The following is a 26,026-nucleotide window of genomic DNA, read 5'->3' on the forward strand; positions in this document are numbered from 1 at the left end:
AAAGAAACTGATGAGCAACACCCCCACCGAACGCAACGTGGTTCGCGAAGCGCAAAGCGTTGAAAACTATGACCCCATGGCCAAGCAAAAAGCAGCGGCCAAACTCTCGCGCATTCCGGTCAAGGTCGAACAGGCCGAGGTGCTGAAAAAGCCCGAATGGATCCGCGTCAAGGCCGGCTCGCCCTCCACCCGCTTCTACGAGATCAAGGACATCCTGCGCACCAATAAACTGGTGACGGTGTGCGAAGAAGCCAGTTGCCCCAACATCGGCGAGTGCTTTGGCAAGGGCACGGCCACCTTCATGATCATGGGCGACAAGTGCACACGGCGCTGCCCGTTTTGCGACGTGGGCCACGGTCGCCCCGATCCTCTGGATGTGAACGAACCCGACAACTTGGCCAAAACGATTGCGCAACTCCAACTGCAATACGTGGTCATCACCAGCGTGGACCGCGATGACCTGCGTGACGGTGGTGCTGGCCACTTTGTGGATTGCATCCGCAAGACGCGCGAGTGGTCACCCACCACCCAGATTGAGGTGCTGGTGCCCGATTTCCGAGGCCGCGATGACCGCGCCCTGGAAATCCTGAAAGCCGCACCGCCTGATGTGATGAACCACAACATGGAAACTGTGCCGCGCCTGTACAAGGAAGCGCGCCCCGGCTCGGATTACCAGTTCTCGCTGAACCTGCTGAAAAAGTTCAAGGCCCTGTTCCCGAATGTGCCCACCAAGAGCGGCCTGATGGTGGGCCTGGGCGAGACCGACGAAGAGATTCTCGAGGTCATGCGTGACATGCGCGCGCACAACATCGAGATGCTGACCATTGGCCAGTACCTCGCCCCCAGCAACAGCCACCTGCCGGTGCGCCGCTACGTGCACCCCGACACCTTCAAAATGTTCGAGGCCAAAGCCTATGAAATGGGCTTTTCTCACGCGGCTGTAGGCGCCATGGTGCGCAGCAGCTACCACGCCGACCAGCAGGCGCATTCGGCGCACATGAGCTTGGCAGACAAGGCATGAAGCCGCCCCTTTCAAGACCCGTTGACACGGACATCGCACCATGACCGACACCAGCGCTTACACCCCACCCTCTGTCTGGACTTGGAACAAAGCCAACGGCGGACGCTTTGCCAACATCAACCGCCCCATCTCGGGCGCCACCCATGAACAAGACCTGCCGCGTGGCCAGCACCCACTGCAGCTTTACTCGCTGGGCACGCCCAACGGCGTCAAAGTCACCGTGATGCTCGAAGAACTGCTCGCTTTGGGGCATGCAGGTGCCGAATACGATGCTTGGCTGATCCGCATCAACGAAGGCCAGCAGTTCAGCAGCGGCTTTGTCAGCGTGAACCCCAACTCCAAAATCCCGGCGATGCTGGACTGCAGTGGCGACCAAGCTGTGCGCGTTTTCGAGTCGGGCGCGATTTTGTTGTACTTGGCCGAAAAGTTTGGCGCCTTGGTGCCCACCGACCCAGCGCTTCGGGCCGAGTGCCTGTCGTGGCTGTTTTGGCAAATGGGCAGCGCGCCTTATTTAGGTGGCGGCTTTGGGCATTTTTACGCCTACGCCCCCATCAAGATTGAATACGCCATCGACCGCTTTGCCATGGAGGTCAAACGCGAAATGGACGTGCTCGACAAGCGCTTGGCACAAAGCCGTTTCATGGCGGGTGACGACTACACGATCGCCGATATCGCCATCTGGCCTTGGTACGGCGCGCTGGCCAAAGGCATCCTCTACGAAGCCGGCGAGTTTTTACAAGTGCACGAATACACCCATGTGCAACGTTGGGCCGAAGAACTGGCCCAACGCCCTGCGGTGCAACGCGGCCGCATGGTCAACCGCGTGATGGGGGCGCCAGAGTCACAGTTGCACGAACGCCATCACGCCAGCGACTTCGATACCCGCACGCAAGACAAAATCAAACAGGCCTAAGACCTGCAAAGGGCTGGCATCGCCCGCTGAGCGGTCTGATGGAGGCTATGCGTTCATGCTGAGCGCGGGATCTTCGCTGTCCAGCACCTGGCCAGCCCAAGAGACCAGCTTGGCGCAATCAGACCGCAGCACCTGCTGTTTGACCGCCAAAATCTGCGAGGGGTGCATCGAAAAACTGCGCAAACCCAGGCCCAGCAGCAAACGGGTCATGGTCACATCGCCCGCCATCTCACCGCACACCGACACGCCCTTGCCTTGCCGGTGACATTCGGCGATGGTGTCTGCAATCAAACGCAGCACCGCCGGGTGCAAGGGGTCGTACAGGTGCGCCACCGACTCATCGGCCCGGTCAATGGCCAGGGTGTACTGGATCAGGTCGTTGGTTCCGATCGACAAAAAGTCGAAGTGTTTGAGGAACAAGCGCAGCGATAACGCGGCCGCAGGAATCTCGATCATCGCGCCCAGCTTGACCGGGCCATGGGCTGCGCCTCGGCGGTCCAACTCGTGCCTGGCCTGGTCGATCAGGGCCAGGGTCTGGCGAATCTCGCTGCCATGCGCCAGCATGGGAATGAGCAGGTGCACTTGCCCATGCGCTGCAGCGCGCAAGATGGCGCGCAGCTGGGTGAGGAACATGGCGGGGTCAGCCAGACTCCAGCGTATGGCGCGCAGGCCCAGCGCCGGATTCAGGTGAGCCGCGTCGTGGCGGGTCTCGTCCAGCGGCTTGTCGGCCCCAACGTCCACCGTTCGGATGGTGACTGGCAAACCGTTCATACCATCGACCGCTCGTCGATAGGCTTGGTATTGCTCCTCTTCATCGGGCAGGTGACCTTGCCGACCCATGAATAAAAATTCGCTGCGAAACAAACCCACACCCACAGCCCCGGCGGAGATGGCCGCTTGGGTGTCTTCGGGCATTTCGATGTTCGCCAACAACTCGATCTTTTGTCCGTCCAAGGAAACCGACGGCGTGTGCCTCAGGCGCACCAAACGCTCGCGTTCCAGGTCGCCCTGGCGTTGCTTGAAACCATAGTCGGCCAGGATGATGGGCGAAGGGTCAACGATGACCACGCCCGCATCCCCGTCAATGATCACCCAGTCGTCTTGTTTGACAAGCTGGCTCGCAGTGCGAGCACCCACTACCGCCGGAATGCCCAAGCTGCGGGCCACGATCGCAGTGTGCGAAGTTTTACCACCCACATCGGTCACAAAGCCGGTGAAAACACTTTGCTTGAATTGCAACATGTCGGCGGGCGACAGGTCGTGCGCCACCAACACCAGAGGCACATCGGTGTCGCCCAATTGAAGTTCTTGTTGGGGGCGCTGAGGCCGTTTGGCTTGCGCCACCAGCGGCCCCGTGCCTTTGAGGCAATGCAGCACCCGCTCTCCCACTTGCTCCATGTCGGCTTTGCGTTCGCGCAAATAGGGGTCTTCCATCTCCTCAAACTGGCGAACGATGATTTCCAACTGGCTGGTCAGTGCCCACTCTGCGTTGTAGAGGCGCGTCTTGATCCAATGCACCACACCCGAAGTCAGCTCTTCGTCTTGCAGCAGCATCAGGTGCACATCCAACAGCGCCACGAGTTCATGCGGCGCGTCTTTGGGCATGGCTTTTTGCAGTCGCTGCAGCTCATCGACCACGGCATCGCGGGCTACGCGCAAACGCATGATTTCGGCACCCACTTGTTCGGGGCTCACAAAATAATGCGCCACATCGACCCGGCTGGAGGCCACCAAAACAGCGCGCCCAATAGCGATGCCACGCGCCACCGCCAAACCATGGATGCTGAAGGTCATGGCTTACTCGCCTTCGCCAAATTTATCGTTGATCAGGGCCAGCAAGGCCGAAAGCGCTTCATCGCTGCGCTCACCGATCGTTTCGACCACCACCTCGCTGCCCAAGCCGGCTGCCAACATCATGACGCCCATGATGCTTTTGGCATTGATACGGCGCTCGCCTTTGCTGAGCCAAACCTCGCACGGAAAACTGCCCGCCAGTTTGGTCAGTTTGGCGGACGCACGGGCGTGCAAACCCAGTTTATTGCTGATGGTCACGTTGGCTTGGGGCATGTCTCTGTCCGTTTTGGTTTTGGGGTGCGGTGCTGCCCACAGGCATCACGCCTTGTGTGCCACCGGCGTGGGCGCGTGCGGCCAGCGCTTCAAGGCCTTCATGCCGATAACACACACTGCGCAGCAACATGGGCAAGTTGGCGCCCGCCACCAAACGGGTGTTCAGGCCATCGCCCAACTGCTGGGCCACATTGCAGGGTGTGGCGCCAAAGACGTCACTGAGCAACAAGACTTCGGGCGTAGCCATGGCGGCCAGCAAGGCACGGGCTCGCAACAAGCTGTCTTCAGGTGCGTCTTCGGGCTGGATGTCCAGCGCCTGCACACCGTCCACACAGTCTGGAAAAACGTGCAAGGCACATTCGCGCAAAGCGCTGGCCAATGGGGCGTGGGCGATGATGAGGATACCAATCATGATGGAGACAGTTTATCGACCTTGGGACGAATTTTTAAGCATGAAAAACACCCATGAAGCGATGGAGCTGAGGCCAAAACAGCCCAAAGCCATTTGGTAGGCCTGCACATTGGCCAAGCCCAGGCCTCGCCCGGCGTCCACCAACAAACCAATGCCCCACTGCACCACAAAGATGCCTGCAAAGATCACCAGGTTGTAGGCCGACAAAGCCCGTCCCGCCAAATGAGATGGGAAAGCCATGCCCACGGCTGGTTGCGCCAAAGCCACAAAAGTGCTGCTGACGCACAACAAAGCCATGCCCACAGCCGCAGCCGACCCGATGGCGGCACCCAGCCAAACCAAAGTGCCGATGACGGCAAAGCTGAGCGGCAAACCCCAAGCAATCAAACGCTCAACCGGGATGCCGCGGCGTGCTAAGCCTGGGGTGATCAGGCCCCACAACCAAAATGTCACCAGCATGGCCAAGTTGATCAGGAACAAGCCGGACGCTGCCTCGGTCGCGCTCCAGCCGGCCACCTGGGTCATCCAGGGACCCGCCCACAAAGTCTGAATGGCCACCATGCCGCCATAGCTGAAAAATCCGATGGGTGCCATGCGCCAAAAATAAGCGCTGCGCCAGATCTCGCGGTAACTACCGTCGTCGTCGGCCGGGGCTTTGGGGGTGTCGGCCGTGGGGGTGGCTTTTTGCCAAACCGGCACCAGCAGGGCAATCAGCAGCATGGCCATGGCGATCATCACGCCCAGCATGACAAACAGCGCGCGCCAGCCCCAGATGGGCATGAGCCACTGCACAGGCAATGTCGCAGCCAACATGCCCAAAGAGCCCGTCATCAGCATCCACGAGTTGGTGCGCAGCTGGGTGCTGACATCAAACCAGCGACGGTAGGCCGTCAATGGGGCCATCAGGCAAGCACTGACGCCCATGCCACACAACACGCGCGCGGCCAACAGGCCATGAAAGTTGTCGGCCCAGGAAAAAGCCAAACAACCCAGCACCGCAAAGCTCAAGAAAGCGAGAATGACTTTTTTGGGGCCATGTCGGTCCAACCAGCGCCCCAAGGGCAGTTGGGTCAGAGAAAAACCCAAAAAATACCCCCCCGCCAACAGACCGAGGTCTTGCGCACTCAGATTGAATTCGGTGGTCAGGGTCGGAGACAAGGTGGCCGTGATGGCCCGCACCAAGGCCGAGAAAAAGTACGCCAGGGCAAAAGCCAAAAACACCACCACCGCCATGCGGCGTGGCAAATGGTCGGGGTGCGGCATGGGCGGCAAGGGCATGTTGACGGCGCTCATGGCTTGATGCTTTCAAACAAAGTGTTGGCCATCTCAGGCTGAATTTTTCGGTCATACACCACGGCATGAACCACGCGCAGCCGCTCTCCCTCAGTCACTGCGCCCCAAACGGCATCCATGGCCACGGGTTCACCCTTGTTTTTGAGCCCCATCGCCTGGACACGTTGCGAGGATGTGAGGGGCAAATGACCCGGACGGTGCCAGACCTGTTGTTGTCCCATTGTCGAAGCTGGGTTCACACGGGCGTTGTCCAGCGTGGCTTTTTGCCAGCCTGACAACACGGCCACGGCATCGGAGCCAGCAGGCAATGCCGCAGTCATCACGGCCACCATGGCCGTTCCGCTTTCGCAGCCGGCCACCTGCAGGTCCACCGACAAGCCTCCGAGGGGAACCGTGCGCGTGGTCCGGTCGGGTTTGCAGGGCAACTGCGCCTTGAGCGTGCTCCCTTCAAAAGCAATGTCCCGCCAGTTTTGCGCAGGACTGCAGGCGCTCAAAATCAAGGTCAATGCCAAGGTGGCCATTCGGGCCGGTGAATGTTTTCGCATAGGGTGATTATCGTGATCAGCGGCGGTATCGTCTTTTGGCGACAATGGGACCCATGAATTCACTTGATGGCATCCGCGTTCTCGACCTGTCCCGCGTCCTTGCGGGCCCTTGGTGTACCCAAACTTTGGCCGACTTGGGGGCCGATGTGATCAAGATCGAGCGACCCGGCTCGGGCGATGACACCCGCACCTGGGGTCCACCTTTTTTGAAAGATGCACAAGGCCGGGACACGGCCGAAGCGGCCTATTACTTGGGCGCCAACCGCAACAAGCGTTCGGTGACCTGTGACATCGCCCAGCCTGAGGGGCAAGCCCTGATCCGCGAACTGGTTCGCCATTGCGATGTCTTTGTAGAAAACTTCAAGGTGGGCGACATGGCCCGGTATGGTTTGGACTATGCCAGCATGAGCGCCTTGAACCCCAAGCTGGTGTATTGCAGTGTGACCGGGTTTGGCCAAACCGGGCCTTACAGTGAACGGGCAGGTTACGACTATGCGGTGCAAGGCATCGGTGGCCTGATGAGCGTCACGGGTGAGCGAGACGATCTGGGCGGCGGCCCCCAAAAAGTGGGTGTCGCGGTGGCCGATTTGTTCACCGGCATGTATGCCACCGTGGCCATCTTGGCAGCGCTTCGGCACGTCGAGCGCACAGGCCAAGGCCAACAAGTCGACATGGCCTTGCTGGACACCCAGGTCGCCATGCTGGCCAATTTGGGCTCCAACTACCTGGTCAGCGGCAAAGTGCCAGGCCGAGCTGGCAATGCACACCAAAACATCGTGCCCTACCAAGTGTTTGAAGTGATGCCACCTGCCGATGCGCCACCAGGTGGTCGCGACCATTTGATTTTGGCTGTGGGCAACGACGGTCAGTTCGCCAAGTTTTGCGCTGTAGCAGGTCAGCCAGATTTGGCCAAAGACCCGCGCTATGCCCTCAACACCGAGCGCGTGCGACACCGCGACGTGTTGGTGCCCTTGCTGGAGGGCATCATGAAAACCCGCACCAAAGCCGATTGGCTGGCGGCCCTGGAAGCGGCCAAAGTGCCCTGCGGCGCCATCAACACCCTGGGTGAGGTATTTGTTGACCCCCAAATTCAGGCGCGCGACATGGTTCAGACATGGCAACACCCTGTCAAAAACAATCTTCAGTTGGTGGCCAGCCCCATCAAGATGAGCCTCACCCCCGTTCGTCAAGACTTTCCACCGCCCATGCTGGGCCAACACACCGCAGAGGTCTTGCAAGAAGTTTTGGGTTGGGACGCTGAACGGCAAGGTGCGCTGCGCGGCAAAGGGGTCATTTGATGGCGAACTTTTTATTGGTGCATGGTGCTTGGCACGGGGCTTGGTGTTGGCAACGTGTCTTACCGGGTCTGATGACCGCTGGGCACCGCGCCCACGCGGTCACCCTCACCGGGGTGGGCGAACGAGCGCATTTGCTGCACCCGGGCATCGATCTTGAGAGTCACATCACAGACGTGATGGCAGCCATGGACGCCGAAGAGCTGAATGACCTGGTGTTGGTGGTTCACTCGTATGCTGGCATGCTGGGCACCGCCGTGGCAGACCGCCGACCTGAGCGCCTGCGCCATCTGGTTTACGTTGATGCGGTGTTGCCCAAGCCCGGCGAAAGCTGGAGCAGCACCCACGCCAGCGCCACGCGCAATGCCCGCATAGCGGCAGCTCTTGCCGATCCTTTGCATGCTTTCCCTGCACCCGACCCTTCCGTGTTTGGCCTGAGCGCTGACGACCACGCCTGGGTGATGCGGCGTCAAACGCCTCACCCCGGTGGCCCCTACACCCAAGCGCTGGCGTTTGATCCCCAGCGTGTCGCCAGCGTACCGCGCACCTTCATCAACTGCACCATGCCCCCTTTAGGCACCATCGATGTCAGCCGGCAACGCATGGTGGATCCAAAATTCTGGGAGGGTGCTTGGCTTCCGGGCTCACATGTTGTGAACATGACGACCGGACACGACCCGATGATCAGCGACCCGGAAGGCCTTTTGGCACACCTGTTGTCGGTCCTTTGACGGACCACAGACAGGCCTAACGGTTTAAACTTTCATCCATGAGAACGATCAGCTTGCGCGCTTGCACCCCTTTGTACCGCCGCTTACTCAACGGATTGGGCGCTTTGGGTTTGAGTTGGGTGCTGTGGGGGTGCGCGGCAGAACGCGCCCCTGAATCTTCTTTCGTGTTGCTCGATGGCTCCACCCTCAGCTCGCAGCAGCTGCAAGGTCAAGTGGCATTGATCAACTTCTGGGCCACCAGTTGCACCTCGTGCGTGGCCGAAATGCCCGATCTGATCGCAACCCACGAAAAATTCAAATCTCGAGGTTTCGACACCGTGGCTGTGGCCATGAGCTACGACCCACCGAGCTATGTGGTGAACTTTGCACAATCACGGCAGTTGCCCTTCAAGGTGGCCATTGACAACACCGGTGCGGTAGCTCGTGCCTGGGGCGATGTGAAGCTCACGCCGACCACCTTTTTGGTGAACAAGCGTGGCCAGATCGTCAAGCGTTTTGTCGGTACACCCGACTTTGTCGAGCTGCATCAACTCATCGACAAATTGTTGGCCGAATCTTGATGCAGTTCGCCGAGGCGGCTGTCTCGCTTGGCATGGCCCAGGGATGGCTTATGAGCCCTTTTTGAGCCGCACCCGAGCCTTTGAACGCTGTCAGTCCTTGCGGAATACGTCGTGACAGGCCTTGCACGATGCAGCAGCGGGGCCAAATGCGACTTTGAGCGCGTCGATGTTGCCTGCTTTAGCGGCGGTGTTGAGCTTGGCCATTTCGGCTTGCATCTTGTCTGAAGCTTCTTTGTATTTGGCCGCTTCTTTCCAGATTTCAGGCTTGGCGCGTGTGTCGCCTTTGTCTGTGCCTTCACCAAATGCCGCCCATGGCAGTTTGGCCATGACAGCGGCGATTTCGGCGTTCTCCTGAGCCATCTTGGCATCGAAGGGGATCCGGCCATTGGCCATGGCGCCCACGCGGCCGAAGTGCGCCGCCATCACGTTGAAGCTGGCTTTGCGGTATTTGATGGCGTCCTCAGGCTTGGCAAACTGCGCCTGTGCTGGAACGGCCATGGTGATGGCCAGCAATGTGCCAATGATGCTCAATGTGTGTTTCATGTTTGACTCCGATCAGTTGAAACGGCTGCATAAGGTTTATGCTGACGCAGTCTCGCATAATTCCTTCCTCTTTGCACCTTTGAAAGTGTCCATGGTCACTGTCCGCATTTGGGATTTGCCCACACGCCTTTTCCATGGGGCTCTGGCCCTGTGTGTGTTGGGCTTGTTTGTCTCGGCCGAGTTGGGCGGCAATGCCATGGTTTGGCATTTCCGTTTTGGTTTCGCAGTTTTGACGCTTTTGCTTTTCAGATTGGCTTGGGGCTTGGTGGGCGGCCATTGGTCTCGCTGGGCTCAGTTTCCCCTTCGCCCAGCTTCTGTGGCGGCGTATTTACAAGGTCGCTCCCTGCTTCTTTGGGCAGGACACAACCCCTTGGGTTCATGGTCTGTCATTTTCTTGATGCTGGTTTTGACCCTGCAAGTGGGCACTGGATTGATCAGCGATGATGAGATTGCGAATGTCGGTCCATTGTCTTTTTTGGCCTCTGGACGCTGGGTGTCATGGGCCACGTCTTGGCACAAAGACTGGGGCCAATCGCTGGTGTTGGCCTTGGTGATTTTGCACCTGTCAGCAGTGGCTTGGTACCACTTCAAAAAGAAGGTCTTCTTGGTGCCCGCCATGCTGCATGGCGACAAGTCCTTGCCTGAACCCGTCACCCCATCGAAAGACCACGTTGCGCAGCGGCTCTTGGCACTTGCGCTATTGGTCTTGTCTGCTTTAGCCGTCTATTTTCTGGTCACCATCAGGCCTTGAAATCGGCTTTACACTGTCATTTTTTGACTTTGGATGAAGCCCTTGCCTTCTGAATTGCCTTCCATTTTGCTGCGTCCGCCAGCGTCCCCACAGGACTGGGTGCAGACCCGGGCCCTTTTCGTGGACTATGCCGCTTCTCTCCAAGTGGATTTGGCTTTTCAAGATTTTGAGAAAGAGCTGGCTGAACTGCCAGGCGATTACACATCGCCGCGCGGTGCCTTGGTGTTGGCTTTTGTCGATGGTGAACCTGCGGGTTGTTGTGCTTTGCGCCCCCTTGATAGCTCGGACTACGCCAATGCGGCCGAGATGAAGCGCTTGTATGTTCGCCCTGCTTTTCGCGGCCAAGGTCTTGGTCGTTTGTTGACCGAAGCCATTTTGGATGCCGCTCGGCATGCCGACTACAGCTGCGTTCTGCTCGACACTTTGGACGACATGGAGTCAGCCCGTGCGCTCTATGAAGACCTTGGATTTGAAGAGATCCCACCTTTCTATCACAACCCCTATGCGGGTGCGCATTACCTCAAAGTTGAGATCGAATGACCGTTTTGCTGAACGCTGAAGTGTTTTGAGCCATTCTTGCACTCAACAAAAAAGGGACCCAAGGTCCCTTTTTTTGATTGAAAGCCCGATCAAGCTTTGGCTTGTGCCAACAATGTGGCCGCATCGCTGACTTCAAATTTTCCGGGGCCTTCCACGTTCAACACAGAAACGGCGCCGTCTTTTACCAGCATCGAATAACGGTTGCTGCGCAGGCCCATGCCACGAGCGGTCAGGTCCAAAGTCAATCCTGTGCCTTTGCTGAAATCAGCGCTGCCGTCGCCCAACATGCGCACTTTGGCGCCGGTCTTTTGCTCGCGTGCCCAGGCACCCATCACAAAAGCATCGTTCACGCTGACGCACCAGATTTCATCGACACCGGCGGCCTTCAAAGCGTCATGGTGTTCGACATAACCGGGGACGTGCTTGGCAGAGCAAGTCGGGGTGAATGCACCTGGCAAGGCAAAAATGGCGATGGTTTTGCCGGCAGCCGCTTTTGCAACATCCACCGGGTTGGGGCCAATGCTGCAACCATTGCCTTCAACTTCTACAAATTCCGTCAATGTCACGGCAGGCAATTTGTCTCCAACTTTGATCATCTGAATCTCCTGAGGGGTTTAAAGGCCAAATGGCCAAGTCAAAAAAAACGACCCACTATTGTGGGTCGTTTCCGATAAGTTTGCTGAGGTCTTGCTTTTGGGCTTAGACGGCAGCAGCCTTTTGGACCAGGCGAGTGGCCACCCAGTTTTTGGTCTTCGAAATCGGACGGCTTTCCGTGATCTCGATGGTGTCACCGAGGTGGAATTCACCCGTCTCGTCGTGTGCATGGTACTTGCTCGACTTGGCCACGATCTTGCCGTAGAGGGCGTGTTTCACACGACGCTCGACCAGCACGGTCACGGTTTTGGCGCGCTTGTCGCTGACCACCTTGCCAATCAAGGTGCGCTTGAGGGATGTTTTAGCTTCCGTCATGGTCACTCCTTACTTGGCGGCTTGCTTTTGGGCAAGGATGGTTTTGGCACGGGCGATGGCACGGCGAGTCTGGCTCATCGTTCCAGTGTTGCCGAGTTGTTGCGTGGCTTTTTGCATACGCAGACCAAAGTGGGCTTTTTGCAGCGCTTTGATCTCGTCTTTCACACCAGCAATGTCTTTTTGGCGCAATTCAGCAGCATTCATTTCTTATTTCTCCTGAATTATTGGCCAATCATGCGTGCCACAAACGTGGTGCGCAAGGGCAGCTTGGCAGCGGCCAATTTGAAGGCTTCACGGGCCAACTCTTCGGGAACGCCCACGATTTCGTAGAGCACCTTACCGGGTTGGATTTCGGCCACGTAGTACTCGGGGTTACCTTTACCGTTACCCATACGCACTTCAGCAGGCTTGGTGGAAATCGGCTTATCGGGGAACACGCGAATCCAGATACGGCCGCCACGTTTGACGTGACGGGAAATCGCACGACGTGCGGCTTCGATCTGACGGGCCGTCAAACGACCACGGTCTGTGGACTTGAGGCCAAAATCACCAAACGCCACCGTGTTGCCACGGGTTGCGACGCCGGTGTTGCGGCCTTTCTGTTCCTTGCGGAACTTTCTGCGAGCAGGTTGCAGCATGTAATTACTCCTTATTGACCGTCAGCTGCTGCAGCTGGCGCGGCGACTGTGCGTACGCGCTTAACGGCGGGTTTGGCATCACCACCCGCGCCGGCAGGCTTGTCGCTGCCGTCGGTGGGTGCTGTGTTGGTGCCTGCGGGACGACGTGGGCCACCACGGCGATCGCCTGCGGGGCGCTCACCAGGACGGGCATCACGGCGTGGGCCACGTGGACGGCGCTCTTCTTCGGCACGAGGCTCAGCCAAAGCTGGTGCATCGTTGCGACCCAAAGTGTCACCCTTGTAGACCCAGACCTTCACGCCAATGACACCGTAGGTGGTCTTGGCTTCTGAAGTGGCGTAGTCGATGTCAGCGCGCAGGGTGTGCAAGGGCACACGGCCTTCGCGATACCACTCAGTACGCGCAATTTCGATGCCGTTCAAGCGGCCAGCCGACATGATCTTGATGCCTTGGGCACCCAGACGCATGGCGTTTTGCATGGCGCGCTTCATGGCACGACGGAACATGATGCGCTTTTCGAGCTGCTGGGTGATGCTGTCTGCAATCAGTTGGGCATCGATTTCGGGCTTGCGCACTTCTTCGATGTTGACGGCCACAGGCACGCCCATGCGAACAGCGAGTTCCTTCTTGAGCAACTCGATGTCTTCGCCCTTCTTACCGATCACCACGCCCGGACGCGCCGAGAAAATGGTGATGCGGGCGCTCTTGGCTGGACGCTCGATCAGCACGCGGGAAACCGCTGCATTCTTGAGCTTGGCCTTTAGGTACTCACGCACCTTGATGTCTTCGGCCAGCATGCCGGCGAAGTCTTTGTTGCTGGCGTACCAACGGCTGGACCAGTTACGGCTGACGGCCAAACGGAAGCCGGTAGGATGGATTTTTTGTCCCATGTTTCTTCCCTGGCTTAGTTGCCGACCGTCACATACACATGGCATGTGGGTTTGCTGATACGGTTGCCGCGGCCTTTGGCGCGGGCAGTGAAACGCTTGAGCGTGGTGCCTTGCTCGACGTAGATGGTTTTCACCTTCAACTCGTCGATGTCGGCGCCGTCGTTGTGCTCAGCGTTGGCGATGGCGGACTCGAGAACCTTCTTGACGATGCCCGCAGCTTTTTTCTGCGTGAATGTCAAGATGTTCAGAGCTTGATCCACTTTTTTACCGCGAATCAAATCGGCGACCAAGCGGCCTTTATCGACCGACAAACGGACGCCCCGGAGGACTGCACGTGTTTCCATGGTCTTTCCTTATTTCTTTTGGACTTTTTTGTCCGCAGGGTGACCCTTGAATGTCCGGGTCAGTGCGAATTCGCCCAATTTGTGGCCAACCATTTGGTCGGTCACATAAACAGGAACGTGTTGCTTGCCGTTGTGAACAGCGATGGTCAGGCCGATGAAATCGGGCAAAACCATGGAGCGACGCGACCATGTCTTGACGGGCTTTTTATCTTTGGTGGCAACGGCTTTTTCAACCTTGGCCAACAAATGGTGGTCAACGAATGGACCCTTTTTGAGAGAGCGTGTCATTGTCTAACCCTTACTTCTTGCGACGCGACACGATCATGACCTGTGTGCGCTTGTTGTTACGGGTACGGTAGCCCTTGGTGAGGTTGCCCCACGGGTCTACTGCATGACGGCCTTCGCCGGTACGGCCTTCGCCACCACCGTGCGGGTGATCCACAGGGTTCATGGCCACGCCACGGACCGTTGGGCGGATACCCATCCAGCGTTTGACACCGGCCTTGCCCAACTGGCGCAGGCTGTGCTCTTCGTTGGCGACTTCACCAATGGTTGCGCGGCACTCGATGTGGATCTTGCGAACTTCACCCGAGCGCATGCGCACCTGAGCGTAGATGCCTTCACGAGCCAGCAAGGTTGCCGAAGCACCTGCCGAGCGAGCGATCTGAGCACCAGCACCGGGCTTGAGCTCGATGCAATGGATGGTCGAACCCACGGGGATGTTGCGGATCGGCAAGGTGTTACCAGCACGGATCGGGGCTTCTGCACCCGACATCAAGGTGGCACCGGCTTCAATGCCACGGGGGGCAATGATGTAACGGCGCTCGCCATCGGCGTAGCACAGCAAAGCAATGTGCGCAGTACGGTTGGGGTCGTACTCGATGCGCTCGACTTTCGCCGGGATCGCGTCTTTGTTGCGCTTGAAATCGACCACGCGGTAGTGGTGCTTGTGACCACCGCCTTTGTGGCGTGTTGTGATGTGACCGTTGTTGTTGCGGCCAGATTTTTGGTGCTGGGGTTCCAGCAAGGGCGCGTAGCCTTCACCTTTGTGCAGGTGGTCACGCGTGACTTTCACCACGCCACGACGGCCTGGTGATGTCGGTTTGATCTTGATGACAGCCATGATTACGCGGCCTCCCCAGACAGGTTCAGCTCTTGACCTGGTTGCAGCGTGACATAGGCTTTGCGAATGTTGTCGCGACGGCCGATGTTTTTGCCAAAACGCTTGGTCTTGCCCTTGGTATTCACCACAGAAACGCCCTTGACCTCAACCTTGAACATCAACTCCACGGCGGCTTTGATTTCAGGCTTGGTCGCGTCCTGCAGCACTTTGAATGTCACAGCATTGGACTTTTCAGCAACCATGGTGGCCTTTTCGGACACGATGGGAGCCACCAACACGGACATCAGACGACCTTCGTCGAACTTCACGGCGCTCATGCAAACATCTCCTTGAGTTTGTCCATGGCACCTTTGGTCACGAGGACTTTCTTGAAGTTCACCAAAGACACGGGATCGGCGTAACGCGGCTCAACAATCAGAATGTTGATCAGGTTGCGCGATGCCAAGTACAGGTTTTCGTCGACTTCGTCGGCGATCACCAGCACGTTGTCGAGACTCATGGCCTTGAACTTGGCAGCGAGCTGCTTGGTTTTGGGCGTCTCAACTTTGAAGGAATCCACCACCGCCAGACGGCCTTCGCGGGCCAACTGAGAGAAGATCGAAGCCATACCAGCGCGGTACATCTTCTTGTTGATCTTCTGTGTGAAGTTTTCGTCGGGCATGTTCGGGAAAATCCGACCACCGCCACGCCACAAAGGCGAAGAGGTCATACCGGCACGAGCGCGACCAGTGCCTTTTTGTTTGAAAGGCTTCTTGGTGGAGTGGTGAACTTGTTCACGGTCCTTTTGGGCGCGGGTACCTTGACGTGCATTGGCCTGATAAGCCACCACGATTTGGTGGATCAGGGCTTCGTTGTATTCACGACCGAAGACTGTCTCGGGCGCATCCACTTTGGAAGCGGCTTGACCTTGGTCGTTCAGGAGTTCGAGCTGCATCAGTTCACTCCTTTGACTTTGATGGCGGGACGCACAGTCACGAAGCCACCCTTGGAGCCAGGAATGGCACCTTTGACCATCAACAGGCCACGGGCTTCGTCAACACGGACAACGGCGAGGTTCTGCGTGGTGCAGGTCACATCACCACGGTGGCCGGACATTTTCTTGCCAGGGAACACGCGGCCAGGATCCTGGGCCATCGAAATCGAACCGGGCACGTTGTGCGAACGGCTGTTACCGTGCGATGCGCGCTGCGATTTGAAGTTGTGACGCTTGATCGTGCCGGTGAAGCCTTTACCGATGGAGGTGCCTTGCACGTCCACTTTTTGGCCCACTGCGAACACGGCAGCCACGGGCACAGCAGCGCCTGCGGCGTACTGGGCGGCCGTGTCGGCGGTCACGCGGAATTCTTGAATGATTTCACCGGCTTCAACACCGGCTTTGGCCAGGTGACCAGCGATGGGCTTGGTCACGCGCGATGCCTTACGGGCACCAAATGTCACCTGCAGGGCGACATAGCCGTCGTTCTCTTGGGTTTTGACCTGGGATACACGGTTGTTAGAAACATCCAGCACTGTGACAGGAACGGAATCCCCATCATCAGTGAACAGACGCATCATGCCCACCTTGCGACCCAGCAACCCGAGGGAGTTGCTCAGACTCATTGTTTTCTCCAAAACTTCCACCGTGCCCACTTCAATTGGCAGCCACGTTTGGTGTGTGAAAGACTGTTAATAAATCTCACCCCAAATTGAGGTGAGCCTGAAATTATAGCCCGACTCGCCATTTCTGGCAAATCAGGCCTTGTTTCAAGTGTTTGGATGGCTTTTCAACCACCCCAAAATGCATTACTGCAGTTTGATTTCGACGTCCACGCCAGCGGGCAGATCGAGTTTCATCAGGGCGTCCACAGTCTTGTCTGTGGGGTCCACGATGTCCATCAAACGCTGGTGCGTGCGGATTTCGAGCTGATCACGGCTGGTCTTGTTGACGTGCGGTGAACGCAGGATGTCAAAACGCTTCATGCGCGTTGGCAAAGGCACGGGGCCCTTGACAATCGCGCCGGTGCGCTTGGCGGTGTCAACGATCTCGGCAGCGGACTGGTCGATCAGTTTGTAGTCAAACGCTTTCAGGCGGATGCGGATTTTTTGCTTGGATGACATGTCAATTCCTTGTGGTGAGTTTCTGCTTGCTGCAACGCAAAGGCGAAGCCTTTGCGCTGCTGCGCCACAAAAGAATTAAGCAAGAATCTTGGCAACAACGCCAGCGCCAACCGTGCGGCCACCTTCGCGGATGGCAAAGCGCAAGCCTTCTTCCATCGCAATGGGGTTGATCAACTTCACAGTGATCGACACGTTGTCACCCGGCATCACCATCTCTTTGCCTTCTGGCAATTCGATCGCGCCTGTCACGTCCGTCGTACGGAAGTAAAACTGAGGACGGTAGTTGTTGAAGAAAGGCGTGTGACGGCCACCTTCGTCTTTGGACAAAACATAGATCTCGCCCGTGAAGTGGGTGTGCGGCTTGATCGAGCCGGGCTTGCACAGCACTTGGCCGCGCTCGACGTCTTCGCGCTTGGTGCCGCGCAGCAAGATACCGACGTTGTCACCGGCTTGACCTTGGTCCAGCAGCTTGCGGAACATCTCAACGCCCGTGCAAGTGGTCTTGACGGTGTCTTTGATACCCACGATTTCGATTTCTTCGCCGACTTTGACGATACCGCGCTCGATACGGCCGGTCACCACAGTGCCGCGACCCGAGATGGAGAACACGTCTTCCACGGGCATCAAGAATGCGCCGTCCACTGCACGCTCAGGTGTAGGGATGTAGTTGTCAAGGGCATCGGCCAGCTTCATGATGGCTTCTTCACCCAATGGGCCCTTGTCGCCCTCGAGGGCCAGCTTGGCTGAACCTTGGATGATCGGGGTGTCGTCGCCTGGGAAGTCGTACTTGGACAGCAACTCGCGCACTTCCATCTCGACCAGTTCCAACAACTCAGCGTCGTCCACCATGTCGCACTTGTTCAGGAACACGATGATGTAAGGCACGCCCACTTGACGGGCCAACAAGATGTGCTCACGGGTCTGGGGCATAGGGCCGTCAGCAGCAGAGCACACCAAAATGGCGCCGTCCATCTGGGCAGCACCCGTGATCATGTTCTTCACATAGTCAGCGTGGCCAGGGCAGTCCACGTGGGCGTAGTGACGGTTGGCCGTCTCGTACTCCACGTGGGCGGTGTTGATCGTGATACCACGGGCTTTTTCTTCGGGGGCAGCGTCGATCTGGTCGTACGCCTTGGCAGAACCGCCGAACTTCTGAGCCAACACGGTCGTGATGGCAGCAGTCAGGGTGGTCTTACCGTGGTCAACGTGACCGATGGTGCCCACGTTCACGTGGGGTTTGGTCCGTTCGAATTTCTCTTTTGCCATATCTTCAACTCCGAAAAGTAGTGGTCAACAACCAAGACAGAGGGCGCACAACTTGCATTGCGCGCCCCAAAACTGGTGCCCTTGGCGGGAATCGGACCCGCGACCTCTCCCTTACCAAGGGAGTGCTCTACCACTGAGCCACAAGGGCGAAACTTCTGACAAACTCACCGGCAAATTGGAGCGGGAAACGGGAATCGAACCCGTGTCATTAGCTTGGAAGGCTAAGGTTCTACCATTAAACTACTCCCGCACTGATTGCACCGCACGAGTGGATGCGATGCCAATGCTTGGAACCATTTCCAATTGCTCAATCAAGCCGACTTTCGCCAGTTTGCTGGTGGAGGAGACTGGATTCGAACCAGTGTAGGCGTAAGCCAACAGATTTACAGTCTGCCCCCTTTAGCCACTCGGGCACCCCTCCAGAAGCGAGTCTTAGATTATGCCATCTTTTTGTGACTGAGCGCAAGATCACGCCGAACTTTTCACCAAGCGATGGCGTTTCTACCGATTTGCGCTGCAAAAAGCTGGGCGCTGGCGAAATGCCCGCAACCTATAAATGGCAAGGGCTGGCGCATGGCCGACAGTGGCGAGGGGTGATTGGCCTGAAGGATCAAATGTTTTGACGAGCCCGGGACCGCATCCAGTATTTTTTTCTTGGCTTGCGCATGGGCGCCCCACAACATGAACACGACGGGCCTGGGGCTTTGGGCCACAGCGGTGGTCAAGGCATCGGTCAACACCTCCCAGCCCCAACCGGCGTGGCTGCCCGCCTGGCCCGCCTCCACAGTCAAACAGGTGTTGAGCAGCAAAACGCCCTGCTGGGCCCAGCGCACCAGCGACCCGTCAGCGGAGGGTGGCACACCAAGGCTCTGCTGAAGCTCCTTGAAGATGTTGCGCAAACTGGGGGGAATGCGCACCCCGGGTGCCACCGAAAAAGCCAAGCCATGCGCCTGGCCCGGACCATGGTAAGGGTCTTGTCCCAGTATGACGACACGGACTTGGTCCAGGGGCGTCAAGCTCAAGGCCTTGAAAGGCTCTGCGGGGTAAATGGTTTGCCCCGCCGACAAAGCCTGGAGAAGGCGCGAGGACAAAGCCCGTCCAGACTCACTGCCCAAGAAGCCCTGCACGAGCGGGCCCCAGCCCGCATCCAACGCCGAGAGGTCTGGCGGCCAGTGGGCCAATCGATCGCCCCCCAGGGGGGCCAAGGGGGAATCCCCCAGATCCAGCGATTGCTGGGCCACGCCGATGGGCATCAGGCAAAGAGCTTGGCCAAGGCCTCACCCGGCTCGTCCGCACGCATGAAGGCCTCGCCCACCAAAAAGGCATGGACCTTGGCCTCGCGCATGCGGCGAACATCGTCGGGCGTTTGAATCCCGCTTTCGGTGACCAACAGGCGATCGGCAGGCACATCGGGCAACATGTCCAAGGTGGTCTGCAATGACACCTCAAATGTTTTCAAGTTGCGGTTGTTGATGCCGACAAGGCGCGTTTTGAGTTTCAGTGCACGCTCAAGTTCGGCGCGGTCATGCACTTCGACCAAGACCGCCATGTCCAAGCTGCGGGCTACGGCCTCCATGTCGGCCATCTGGGCATCGTCCAAGCAGGCTGCAATGAGCAAAATCGCATCGGCCCCCATGGCGCGGGCTTCATAGATTTGGTAGGCATCGATCATGAAGTCTTTGCGCAACACAGGCAGGTCGCAACTGGCGCGGGCCTGCTTCAAGAAATCGACGCTGCCCTGAAAAAATTGCTTGTCGGTCAACACCGACAAGCAGGCTGCACCGAATTCGGCATAGCTCTGAGCGATATCGGCCGGAATGAACTCGGCCCGCAAAACGCCTTTAGAAGGACTGGCTTTTTTGATTTCTGCGATCACGGCAGCTTGCCCAGCGGCGATCTTGGCGCGCATGGCGCCTTCAAAGTCTCGGGTCAACACACGGCTTTCGGCATCGGCTCGGACCACATCCAAGGGCTTGTGCCTGAGCGCAGCAGCCACTTCTTCGCGCTTGACCGCCACAATTTTGTCCAAGATGTCACTCATGATTTGCTTTCTGTCCGAGCTCCGAGGCTCCGAGGGGGGAATTCAAAATGGCTCAAGCCGTCTTCTGGCCAAAGGCCACAAACTGCGCCAGCTTGGCCTTGGCCGCGCCCGATTCAATGGCCATCTTGGCGCGTGCGAGTCCGTCGGCGATGCTGCTGGCCACATTGGCCGCATACAAGGCTGCGCCGGCATTGATCATGACGATGTCACGCGCCGCGCCAGGCTGATTGTCCAACACGCTGCGCAGCATGGCCATCGACTGCTCAGGTGTATCGACCTTCAGCGCACGGTTGCTGGCCATGGTCAACCCAAAGTCTTCGGGATGGATTTCGTATTCGGTGATCTGGCCGTTTTTCAATTCGCCCACCAAAGTGGTCGCACCTAAGCTGATCTCGTCCATGCCATCGCGCCCATAGACCACCACCGCGTGTTCAGCGCCCAAACGTTGCAGGGCGCGCACCTGAATGCCCACCAAATCGGAGTGGAACACGCCCATCAGAATATTGGGCGCGCTGGCGGGATTGGTCAGCGGCCCCAGGATGTTGAACATCGTGCGCACGCCAAGTTCCTTGCGCACAGGCGCCACGTTTTTCATGGCAGGGTGGTGGTTGGGCGCGAACATGAAGCCAATGCCCACCTCTTCAATCGAGCGGGCAATTTGCTCAGGCGACAAATGGATGTTGCCACCCAAAGCCTCCACCACATCGGCGCTGCCGGATTTGCTGCTGACGCTGCGGCCACCGTGTTTGGCCGTTTTGGCGCCCGCGGCAGCGGCCACAAACATGGCGCAAGTCGAGATGTTGAAGGTGTGGGCACCGTCTCCGCCTGTGCCCACGATGTCCACCAAGTGGGTGGGGTCGGCCACATGCACCTTGGTGGAAAATTCGCGCATCACCTGCGCAGCGGCGGTGATTTCGCCAATGGTCTCTTTTTTAACGCGCAAACCTGTCAGCAATGAAGCCATCATGACAGGTGACAACTCGCCATTCATGATCATGCGCATGATGTGCAGCATTTCGTCATGAAAAATTTCACGGTGCTCGATGGTGCGCTGCAGCGCTTCCTGGGGGGTGATGGGCATGGCTTCGTCCTGGTGGAGATGGGTATTCAGTAAATTCCTGACGGGGATGATCCCGTGCCATTGGCCGCCAAAGGCTGGGCCATGAAACGGCGAATGCAAGCGATGGCGAAGTCGACGCCTTCAGCGTCCACATCCAGGTGCGTCACAAAACGCAGACCGATCAAACCTGTGGCCAAAACACCTTGGGCCTTGAGTTCGGCCAACAAAGCAGGGCCTCGGCCATCGGCCACGTCCACAAACACGATGTTGGTTTGCGCAGAACGCACGCTCAGGCCCGGCAAGCCTTGCAAGCCCTGAGCCAGCCGCTGGGCTAAAACATGGTCATCGGCCAATCGGTCGATGTGGTGGTCCAAGGCGTGCAAAGCGGCAGCGGCCAAAATGCCAGACTGGCGCATACCGCCACCCAACACCTTGCGCCAACGAAGTGCTTTTTCAATCAGTTCACGAGAGCCACACAAGGCGGAGCCCACCGGTGCGCCCAAGCCCTTGCTGAAGCACACGGACACGCTGTCGAAGTGGTCCACGATGCGGCGCACGCTGGCCGTGACCGGATCCCCCTCGGCCTGAGCCACGGCTGCGTTGAACAGCCGTGCCCCGTCCAGATGCACAGCCAAGCCGTGCTGCCGGGCCAAGGCTGTGGCTTGTGCCAAATAAGCCTGCGACATGGGATGGCCGTTCCAGGTGTTTTCCAGCGCCAGCAGGCGGGTTCGTGCAAAGTGGCAGTCCATCGGTTTGATGGCTGCAGCGATGTCGGCCAGCGACATTTCGCCCACGCTGTTTTGCGCCAGGGGCTGCGGCTGGATGCTGCCCAGCACGGCCGCCCCCCCGCCTTCGTAGCGGTAGGTGTGGGCGTTTTGGCCCACGATGTACTCGTCGCCCCGGTCGCAATGCGCCATCAAAGCGCAAAGGTTGCTCTGCGTGCCCGTGGGCATGAAGAGGGCCGCTTCTTTGCCAGTGATCTGCGCGATGCGTTCTTGCAAAGCGTTGACCGTGGGGTCATCGCCAAACACATCGTCGCCCAGAGGCGCGCTCAACATGGCCTGCCGCATGGCGGCGGTGGGCTGGGTTACGGTGTCGCTGCGCAGGTCAATCATGGCCGCTCCAAAAAGTTCTTGAGCATGGCATGGCCGTGCTCGGTCAAGATGGATTCTGGGTGAAACTGCACGCCTTCGATGTCCAGTTCGGTGTGGCGCACACCCATGATCTCGCCGTCGTCGGTCCAGGCGGTGACTTTCAGACAAGGCGGGCAAGTGGCCCGCTCAATGGCCAGAGAGTGGTAGCGGTTCACGGTGAACTGCTGGGGCAGGCCCGCGAATACGCCGTCTTGCGTGGTGCGGATGACACTGGTCTTGCCGTGCATCAATTCCTGCGCCCGAACGATCTTGCCGCCGAAGGCTGCGCCAATGCTTTGGTGCCCCAGGCAAACGCCCAAAATAGGCAATTGCCCCGAAAAATGTTGAATGGCTGCCACCGAAATGCCAGCCTCAGCCGGCGAACACGGCCCGGGCGAGATCACCAAACGGTCCGGCTGACGTGCAGCGATGCCCGCCAAAGTGATCTCGTCGTTGCGAAAGACTTCAACTTCAGCCCCCAGCTCACCGAAATACTGCACGATGTTGAAGGTGAAAGAGTCGTAGTTGTCGACCATCAGGAGTTTGATTTTTTTCGCCATGATCACTCCAAGCCTTCTTCGACCAATTCGCTGGCCCGCAACAAGGCACGCGCCTTGTGCTCGGTTTCGCGCCACTCCATTTCGGGCACCGAATCGGCCACCACCCCGGCTGCGGCCTGCACGTAAAGCATTTGGTCCTTGATGACCGCAGTGCGAATCGCAATGGCCACGTCCATGTCACCGGCATAACTGATGTAACCGCAGGCCCCACCGTAAATGCCGCGCTTGACGGGCTCGAACTGGTCGATCAACTCCATGGCGTGGACTTTGGGCGCGCCCGTCAAGGTGCCCGCCGGGAAGGTGGCTTTGAGCACGTCCATGTTGCTCATGCCTTTGTTGAGCAGGCCTTCGACGTTGCTCACGATGTGCATGACGTGGCTGTAGCGCTCGACCACAAAGGCCTCGGTCACTTTGACCGAGCCGATCTGGGCGATGCGGCCAATGTCGTTGCGCGCCAGGTCGATCAGCATCACATGCTCGGCCCGCTCTTTGGGGTCGGTGATCAACTCTTGCTCGGCGGCCTTGTCTTTTTCGGGGGTAGCGCCGCGTGGGCGTGTGCCCGCCAAAGGGCGGATGATGACTTTGGCGCCTTCTTCGGTCTGCTCTTGGCGCACCAAAATTTCGGGGCTGGCCCCAACGACATGGAAGTCGCCGAAGTTGTAGAAATACATGTAGGGGCTGGGATTGAGCGACCGCAGCGCACGGTACAAAGACAAGGGGCTTTCTGTGTAGCGCTTCTTGATGCGCTGACCGACCTGCACCTGCATGAAGTCGCCCCCGGCAATCAGCTCCTTGGCTTTTTCTACGGCAGCGATGTAATCGGCCTTGGCAAAGTCGCGCTCAGCCGGGTAAGACTGGCTGGGTTTGACCACCGGCGCACTGACCGAGTATTTGAGCTGCTCTTTCAGATCGCGCAGGCGCTTTTTGGCACCCACATAAGCCTCGGGCGTACCCGGGTCCGCGTAGACGATGAGGTAAAGCTTGCCCGAAAGGTTGTCGATCACCGCCAGCTCTTCGCACTGCAGCAGCAAGATGTCGGGCGTGCCCAAAGTGTCTGGCGGACAGGTTTTTTCGAGTTTTTTCTCGATGTACCGCACCGCGTCATAACCGAAATAGCCTGCCAAACCACCGCAAAAGCGTGGCAAACCGGGTCTCAAGGCCACCTTGAAACGCTTTTGGTACTGGTCGATGAAATCCAGCGGGTTGCCGGTAGCGGTCTCGGTGATGACCCCGTCTCGCACCACCTCGGTCTTGGCCTCAGCGCCAAATCCGCTGGCGCGCAGCAAAGTGCGGGCGGGCAAGCCGATGAAGCTGTAGCGCCCAAAACGCTCGCCGCCCACCACCGATTCGAGCAAGAAGCTGTATTGGCCGTTGTCCTTGGTGTGGGCCAGCTTCAGGTAAAGCGACAGGGGGGTTTCCAGGTCCGCAAAGGCCTCCAGCATGAGGGGAATGCGGTTGTAGCCTTGGCTGGCCAGGCTTTTGAATTCAAGTTCGGTGATCACAGGCTTAAGCCTCCAAAGCGCTCAGCAACCTCGTGCGAGGTGCTTTTCATTCATCCAGTTGCCCCGTCATCTTGCGGATGACGCTGGGCGCGGGTGGCGGGCAAGGCCGCACGGTCGATGGGGTCAGGCTGGCCGACGCCAGGGCCAGGCTCCCCGGCCTTCCGCAGGGGAATGGCTCGGCAGGCAGGCTGCGCTGGAATGACGATGGAGGGTACGCATGGTGTTGGAAGTGTAGCAAAGCCTTGAGGACCCTTGGATGCCTCGAGGACAACCCCTTTCTGCGAACGCTCAGACGGTCAAAAGTGCAGGCAGGTCGGCCAAGCTGTCCAACCAGGCCACAGCTGGTGTGTCTTGAACGGGTTGGCCATGGTTGTAACCATAAGTCACCAGCACCACCGGGCAGCCTGCGGCGTGTGCGGCTTGGGCATCGTTGCTGGAGTCGCCCACCATCAAGGTGCGCGCCACGGGGCTGCCCAAGGCTTCACAGGTTTTCAAGATGGGCAAAGGGTCGGGCTTTTTGCGCTCAAAACTGTCGCCACCAAACACGGGGCCAAAGTAGTGCGTTAAACCCTTGTCTTTCAACAAGGCTTGCGCAAAAGCCAAGGGCTTGTTGGTCAGGCACGCCATCGGCACGTTTTGAGTCGCCAAATGGTTGAGGACCTCCAGCACGCCGGGGTAGACGTCAGCGAATTGGCCATTGATGGCCAAGTAGTGGTGCTGGTAACGCAGCCAAGCGCGGTCAAACAAGGCGTCTACCGTCAAAGCGGCACAGGCTTGCCCCACCCCTTTGACTTCAGGCCTGGCGATTTGATGCGCCAGCAGGCTGCGAATCAGGTGCTCCGACCCTTTGCCAATGGTTTGCGCAATCAGCGCATCCGATACTGGGGGTAAATCCAGATCGGCCATGGTCCGGTGCAGGGCCACCTGAAAATCACCCAAGGTGTGCACCAAGGTGCCGTCCAGGTCAAAAATAACGGCGTCAATCTGCGTCAAATCCTGCAAAGTTTGCATCGCACCCAAGCCCATTCAACCCAAAGCCACGCGCATCTGGTCGATCACGGCCTTGTAATCGGGCTTGCCGAAAATGGCACTGCCCGCCACAAAGGTGTCGGCCCCTGCGTCGGCCACGCGGCGGATGTTGTCGGTTTTGATGCCACCGTCCACTTCTAGGCGAATGTCTCGGCCGCTGCGCTCGATCCATTGGCGCGCCAACGCCACTTTGCGCAAGGCCGAATCGATGAAACTCTGACCGCCAAAGCCGGGGTTCACGCTCATGATCAGGATCAGGTCGATCTCGTCGATGGTCCACTCCAACACGTCGAGCGGCTCGGCCGGATTGAATACCAATCCCGCCTTCACGCCCTTGGATTGGATGGCTTGGATGCTGCGGTGAACATGCCCGCTGGCGTCGGGGTGGAAACTGATGAGGTCCGCTCCGGCTTCGGCAAAAGACGCGGCCAGGGCATCCACTGGCGAGATCATCAAATGCACATCAATCGGCACGGCCACACCCGCAGCCGTTTTGGCGTGGGGCTTGAGCGCTTGGCAGATCATGGGCCCGAAGGTGAGGTTGGGCACGTAATGGTTGTCCATCACGTCGAAATGGATCCAGTCGGCGCCAGCGTCGATGACGCTTTTGACTTCGTCGCCCAAGCGCGCGAAATCAGCCGAGAGAATGGAAGGGGCAATTCGGTAGGTCGTCGTCATTTCAGAATTGTCGCAGTTAACATCG

General features: G+C 58.4%; 34 protein-coding genes and 3 tRNA genes. 7 read left to right on the plus strand and 30 right to left on the minus strand.

What is annotated here, in order from left to right; genetic code table 11:
- The first annotated feature begins 10 nt into the window (after positions 1-10).
- The gene (lipA, locus tag B472_RS08940) at positions 11-1,021 is read left to right on the plus strand and encodes a lipoyl synthase (protein ID WP_026039520.1); all 1,011 of its coding nucleotides are present in this window, start codon (positions 11-13) and stop codon (positions 1,019-1,021) included.
- Between the two features lie 40 nt (positions 1,022-1,061).
- On the plus strand, positions 1,062-1,934 hold the full coding sequence (yghU, locus tag B472_RS08945) for a glutathione-dependent disulfide-bond oxidoreductase (protein WP_019426885.1): 873 nt from the start codon (positions 1,062-1,064) through the stop codon (positions 1,932-1,934).
- Positions 1,935-1,979: 45 nt separating this feature from the next.
- On the opposite strand, the gene ptsP is transcribed toward yghU, so the two are convergent.
- Genes ptsP through B472_RS08970 form a run of 5 tightly spaced genes read right to left on the minus strand, consistent with a single transcriptional unit; the run spans position 1,980 to position 6,251 of the window.
- Positions 1,980-3,728: a phosphoenolpyruvate--protein phosphotransferase gene (ptsP, locus tag B472_RS08950; RefSeq protein WP_019426886.1), complete on the minus strand. Its 1,749-nt coding sequence runs from the start codon at positions 3,726-3,728 to the stop codon at positions 1,980-1,982.
- A gap of 3 nt (positions 3,729-3,731) precedes the next feature.
- Positions 3,732-4,001, minus strand: coding sequence for an HPr family phosphocarrier protein (locus B472_RS08955; RefSeq protein WP_019426887.1), 270 nt, complete (start codon positions 3,999-4,001; stop codon positions 3,732-3,734).
- Positions 3,970-4,413 (minus strand): PTS sugar transporter subunit IIA, encoded by a 444-nt coding sequence (locus B472_RS08960; RefSeq protein WP_019426888.1) that lies wholly within the window; start codon positions 4,411-4,413, stop codon positions 3,970-3,972. Before B472_RS08960 ends, B472_RS08955 begins: the two co-directional genes overlap by 32 nt.
- 12 nt (positions 4,414-4,425) lie before the next feature.
- The gene (locus tag B472_RS08965; RefSeq protein WP_019426889.1) at positions 4,426-5,706 is read right to left on the minus strand and encodes an MFS transporter; all 1,281 of its coding nucleotides are present in this window, start codon (positions 5,704-5,706) and stop codon (positions 4,426-4,428) included.
- A complete protein-coding gene (locus B472_RS08970; RefSeq protein WP_026039521.1) occupies positions 5,703-6,251 on the minus strand; it encodes a hypothetical protein in 549 nt (182 codons plus the stop codon). The genes B472_RS08965 and B472_RS08970 overlap by 4 nt, the downstream gene beginning before the upstream one ends.
- 53 nt (positions 6,252-6,304) lie before the next feature.
- Between B472_RS08970 and B472_RS08975 the strand changes: the two genes are divergently transcribed.
- The 3 genes from B472_RS08975 to B472_RS08985 are packed head-to-tail and all read left to right on the plus strand — an operon-like array spanning position 6,305 to position 8,837.
- Positions 6,305-7,549, plus strand: a complete 1,245-nt coding sequence (locus B472_RS08975) for a CaiB/BaiF CoA-transferase family protein (RefSeq protein ID WP_019426891.1) — start codon at positions 6,305-6,307, stop codon at positions 7,547-7,549.
- The gene (locus B472_RS08980) at positions 7,549-8,277 is read left to right on the plus strand and encodes an alpha/beta fold hydrolase (protein ID WP_019426892.1); all 729 of its coding nucleotides are present in this window, start codon (positions 7,549-7,551) and stop codon (positions 8,275-8,277) included. Before B472_RS08975 ends, B472_RS08980 begins: the two co-directional genes overlap by 1 nt.
- 38 nt (positions 8,278-8,315) lie before the next feature.
- On the plus strand, positions 8,316-8,837 hold the full coding sequence (locus B472_RS08985) for a TlpA disulfide reductase family protein (RefSeq protein ID WP_019426893.1): 522 nt from the start codon (positions 8,316-8,318) through the stop codon (positions 8,835-8,837).
- A gap of 90 nt (positions 8,838-8,927) precedes the next feature.
- Here the strand turns inward: B472_RS08985 and B472_RS08990 are convergent, their stop codons facing one another.
- A complete protein-coding gene (locus tag B472_RS08990) occupies positions 8,928-9,380 on the minus strand; it encodes a cytochrome c (protein WP_019426894.1) in 453 nt (150 codons plus the stop codon).
- A 91-nt stretch (positions 9,381-9,471) separates the two neighbouring features.
- On the opposite strand from B472_RS08990, the gene B472_RS08995 reads away from it, so the two are divergent.
- Positions 9,472-10,131, plus strand: coding sequence for a cytochrome b/b6 domain-containing protein (locus B472_RS08995; protein ID WP_040505934.1), 660 nt, complete (start codon positions 9,472-9,474; stop codon positions 10,129-10,131).
- A gap of 33 nt (positions 10,132-10,164) precedes the next feature.
- A complete protein-coding gene (locus B472_RS09000) occupies positions 10,165-10,671 on the plus strand; it encodes a GNAT family N-acetyltransferase (protein ID WP_019426896.1) in 507 nt (168 codons plus the stop codon).
- 89 nt (positions 10,672-10,760) lie between these two features.
- On the opposite strand, the gene B472_RS09005 is transcribed toward B472_RS09000, so the two are convergent.
- The 24 genes from B472_RS09005 to rpe all read right to left on the minus strand — a co-directional run bounded on the left by B472_RS09005 (position 10,761) and on the right by rpe (position 26,001).
- A complete protein-coding gene (locus B472_RS09005; RefSeq protein ID WP_019426897.1) occupies positions 10,761-11,267 on the minus strand; it encodes a peroxiredoxin in 507 nt (168 codons plus the stop codon).
- 103 nt (positions 11,268-11,370) lie between these two features.
- A complete protein-coding gene (gene rpsQ, locus B472_RS09010; RefSeq protein ID WP_019426898.1) occupies positions 11,371-11,640 on the minus strand; it encodes a 30S ribosomal protein S17 in 270 nt (89 codons plus the stop codon).
- A 9-nt stretch (positions 11,641-11,649) separates the two neighbouring features.
- Positions 11,650-11,844: a 50S ribosomal protein L29 gene (rpmC, locus tag B472_RS09015; protein ID WP_019426899.1), complete on the minus strand. Its 195-nt coding sequence runs from the start codon at positions 11,842-11,844 to the stop codon at positions 11,650-11,652.
- Positions 11,845-11,861: 17 nt separating this feature from the next.
- On the minus strand, positions 11,862-12,278 hold the full coding sequence (rplP, locus tag B472_RS09020) for a 50S ribosomal protein L16 (RefSeq protein ID WP_019426900.1): 417 nt from the start codon (positions 12,276-12,278) through the stop codon (positions 11,862-11,864).
- Positions 12,279-12,289: 11 nt separating this feature from the next.
- On the minus strand, positions 12,290-13,168 hold the full coding sequence (gene rpsC / locus B472_RS09025) for a 30S ribosomal protein S3 (protein ID WP_019426901.1): 879 nt from the start codon (positions 13,166-13,168) through the stop codon (positions 12,290-12,292).
- 14 nt (positions 13,169-13,182) lie between these two features.
- Positions 13,183-13,512, minus strand: coding sequence for a 50S ribosomal protein L22 (rplV, locus tag B472_RS09030; protein WP_019426902.1), 330 nt, complete (start codon positions 13,510-13,512; stop codon positions 13,183-13,185).
- Between the two features lie 9 nt (positions 13,513-13,521).
- The gene (rpsS, locus tag B472_RS09035; protein WP_007847809.1) at positions 13,522-13,800 is read right to left on the minus strand and encodes a 30S ribosomal protein S19; all 279 of its coding nucleotides are present in this window, start codon (positions 13,798-13,800) and stop codon (positions 13,522-13,524) included.
- 10 nt (positions 13,801-13,810) lie between these two features.
- Positions 13,811-14,635, minus strand: a complete 825-nt coding sequence (gene rplB, locus B472_RS09040; protein WP_019426904.1) for a 50S ribosomal protein L2 — start codon at positions 14,633-14,635, stop codon at positions 13,811-13,813.
- Positions 14,636-14,637: 2 nt separating this feature from the next.
- Positions 14,638-14,952: a 50S ribosomal protein L23 gene (gene rplW / locus B472_RS09045; RefSeq protein WP_019426905.1), complete on the minus strand. Its 315-nt coding sequence runs from the start codon at positions 14,950-14,952 to the stop codon at positions 14,638-14,640.
- Positions 14,949-15,569: a 50S ribosomal protein L4 gene (gene rplD, locus B472_RS09050; RefSeq protein WP_019426906.1), complete on the minus strand. Its 621-nt coding sequence runs from the start codon at positions 15,567-15,569 to the stop codon at positions 14,949-14,951. The genes rplW and rplD overlap by 4 nt, the downstream gene beginning before the upstream one ends.
- Positions 15,569-16,234 carry a 50S ribosomal protein L3 gene (gene rplC / locus B472_RS09055; RefSeq protein ID WP_019426907.1) on the minus strand — a complete coding sequence of 222 codons (666 nt, stop codon included), beginning with the start codon at positions 16,232-16,234 and terminating at the stop codon, positions 15,569-15,571. The genes rplD and rplC overlap by 1 nt, the downstream gene beginning before the upstream one ends.
- A gap of 183 nt (positions 16,235-16,417) precedes the next feature.
- A complete protein-coding gene (gene rpsJ / locus B472_RS09060) occupies positions 16,418-16,732 on the minus strand; it encodes a 30S ribosomal protein S10 (protein ID WP_019426908.1) in 315 nt (104 codons plus the stop codon).
- A 75-nt stretch (positions 16,733-16,807) separates the two neighbouring features.
- On the minus strand, positions 16,808-17,998 hold the full coding sequence (gene tuf / locus B472_RS09065; protein WP_019426909.1) for an elongation factor Tu: 1,191 nt from the start codon (positions 17,996-17,998) through the stop codon (positions 16,808-16,810).
- 73 nt (positions 17,999-18,071) lie between these two features.
- Positions 18,072-18,146: transfer RNA gene (locus B472_RS09070), tRNA-Thr, on the minus strand.
- Positions 18,147-18,174: 28 nt separating this feature from the next.
- Positions 18,175-18,248, minus strand: a tRNA-Gly gene (locus B472_RS09075).
- Positions 18,249-18,333: 85 nt separating this feature from the next.
- Positions 18,334-18,419 (minus strand) — tRNA-Tyr (locus B472_RS09080).
- Positions 18,420-18,480: 61 nt separating this feature from the next.
- The gene (locus tag B472_RS09085) at positions 18,481-19,251 is read right to left on the minus strand and encodes a uracil-DNA glycosylase (RefSeq protein ID WP_019426910.1); all 771 of its coding nucleotides are present in this window, start codon (positions 19,249-19,251) and stop codon (positions 18,481-18,483) included.
- The gene (gene trpC / locus B472_RS09090; RefSeq protein WP_019426911.1) at positions 19,251-20,039 is read right to left on the minus strand and encodes an indole-3-glycerol phosphate synthase TrpC; all 789 of its coding nucleotides are present in this window, start codon (positions 20,037-20,039) and stop codon (positions 19,251-19,253) included. The genes B472_RS09085 and trpC overlap by 1 nt, the downstream gene beginning before the upstream one ends.
- Before the next feature lie 52 nt (positions 20,040-20,091).
- Positions 20,092-21,120, minus strand: coding sequence for an anthranilate phosphoribosyltransferase (gene trpD / locus B472_RS09095; protein WP_019426912.1), 1,029 nt, complete (start codon positions 21,118-21,120; stop codon positions 20,092-20,094).
- A gap of 26 nt (positions 21,121-21,146) precedes the next feature.
- Positions 21,147-22,214: a low-specificity L-threonine aldolase gene (gene ltaE / locus B472_RS09100; RefSeq protein ID WP_019426913.1), complete on the minus strand. Its 1,068-nt coding sequence runs from the start codon at positions 22,212-22,214 to the stop codon at positions 21,147-21,149.
- Positions 22,211-22,792, minus strand: a complete 582-nt coding sequence (locus tag B472_RS09105; RefSeq protein WP_192877861.1) for an aminodeoxychorismate/anthranilate synthase component II — start codon at positions 22,790-22,792, stop codon at positions 22,211-22,213. Before B472_RS09105 ends, ltaE begins: the two co-directional genes overlap by 4 nt.
- A gap of 2 nt (positions 22,793-22,794) precedes the next feature.
- Positions 22,795-24,294, minus strand: a complete 1,500-nt coding sequence (gene trpE, locus B472_RS09110; RefSeq protein ID WP_019426915.1) for an anthranilate synthase component I — start codon at positions 24,292-24,294, stop codon at positions 22,795-22,797.
- 288 nt (positions 24,295-24,582) lie between these two features.
- On the minus strand, positions 24,583-25,305 hold the full coding sequence (gene gph, locus B472_RS09115; RefSeq protein WP_192877862.1) for a phosphoglycolate phosphatase: 723 nt from the start codon (positions 25,303-25,305) through the stop codon (positions 24,583-24,585).
- Positions 25,306-25,320: 15 nt separating this feature from the next.
- Positions 25,321-26,001 (minus strand): ribulose-phosphate 3-epimerase, encoded by a 681-nt coding sequence (gene rpe, locus B472_RS09120; RefSeq protein WP_019426917.1) that lies wholly within the window; start codon positions 25,999-26,001, stop codon positions 25,321-25,323.
- Positions 26,002-26,026: the final 25 nt, after the last annotated feature.

Source organism: Limnohabitans sp. Rim28 (assembly GCF_000293865.2).
Classification (GTDB): domain Bacteria; phylum Pseudomonadota; class Gammaproteobacteria; order Burkholderiales; family Burkholderiaceae_C; genus Limnohabitans_A.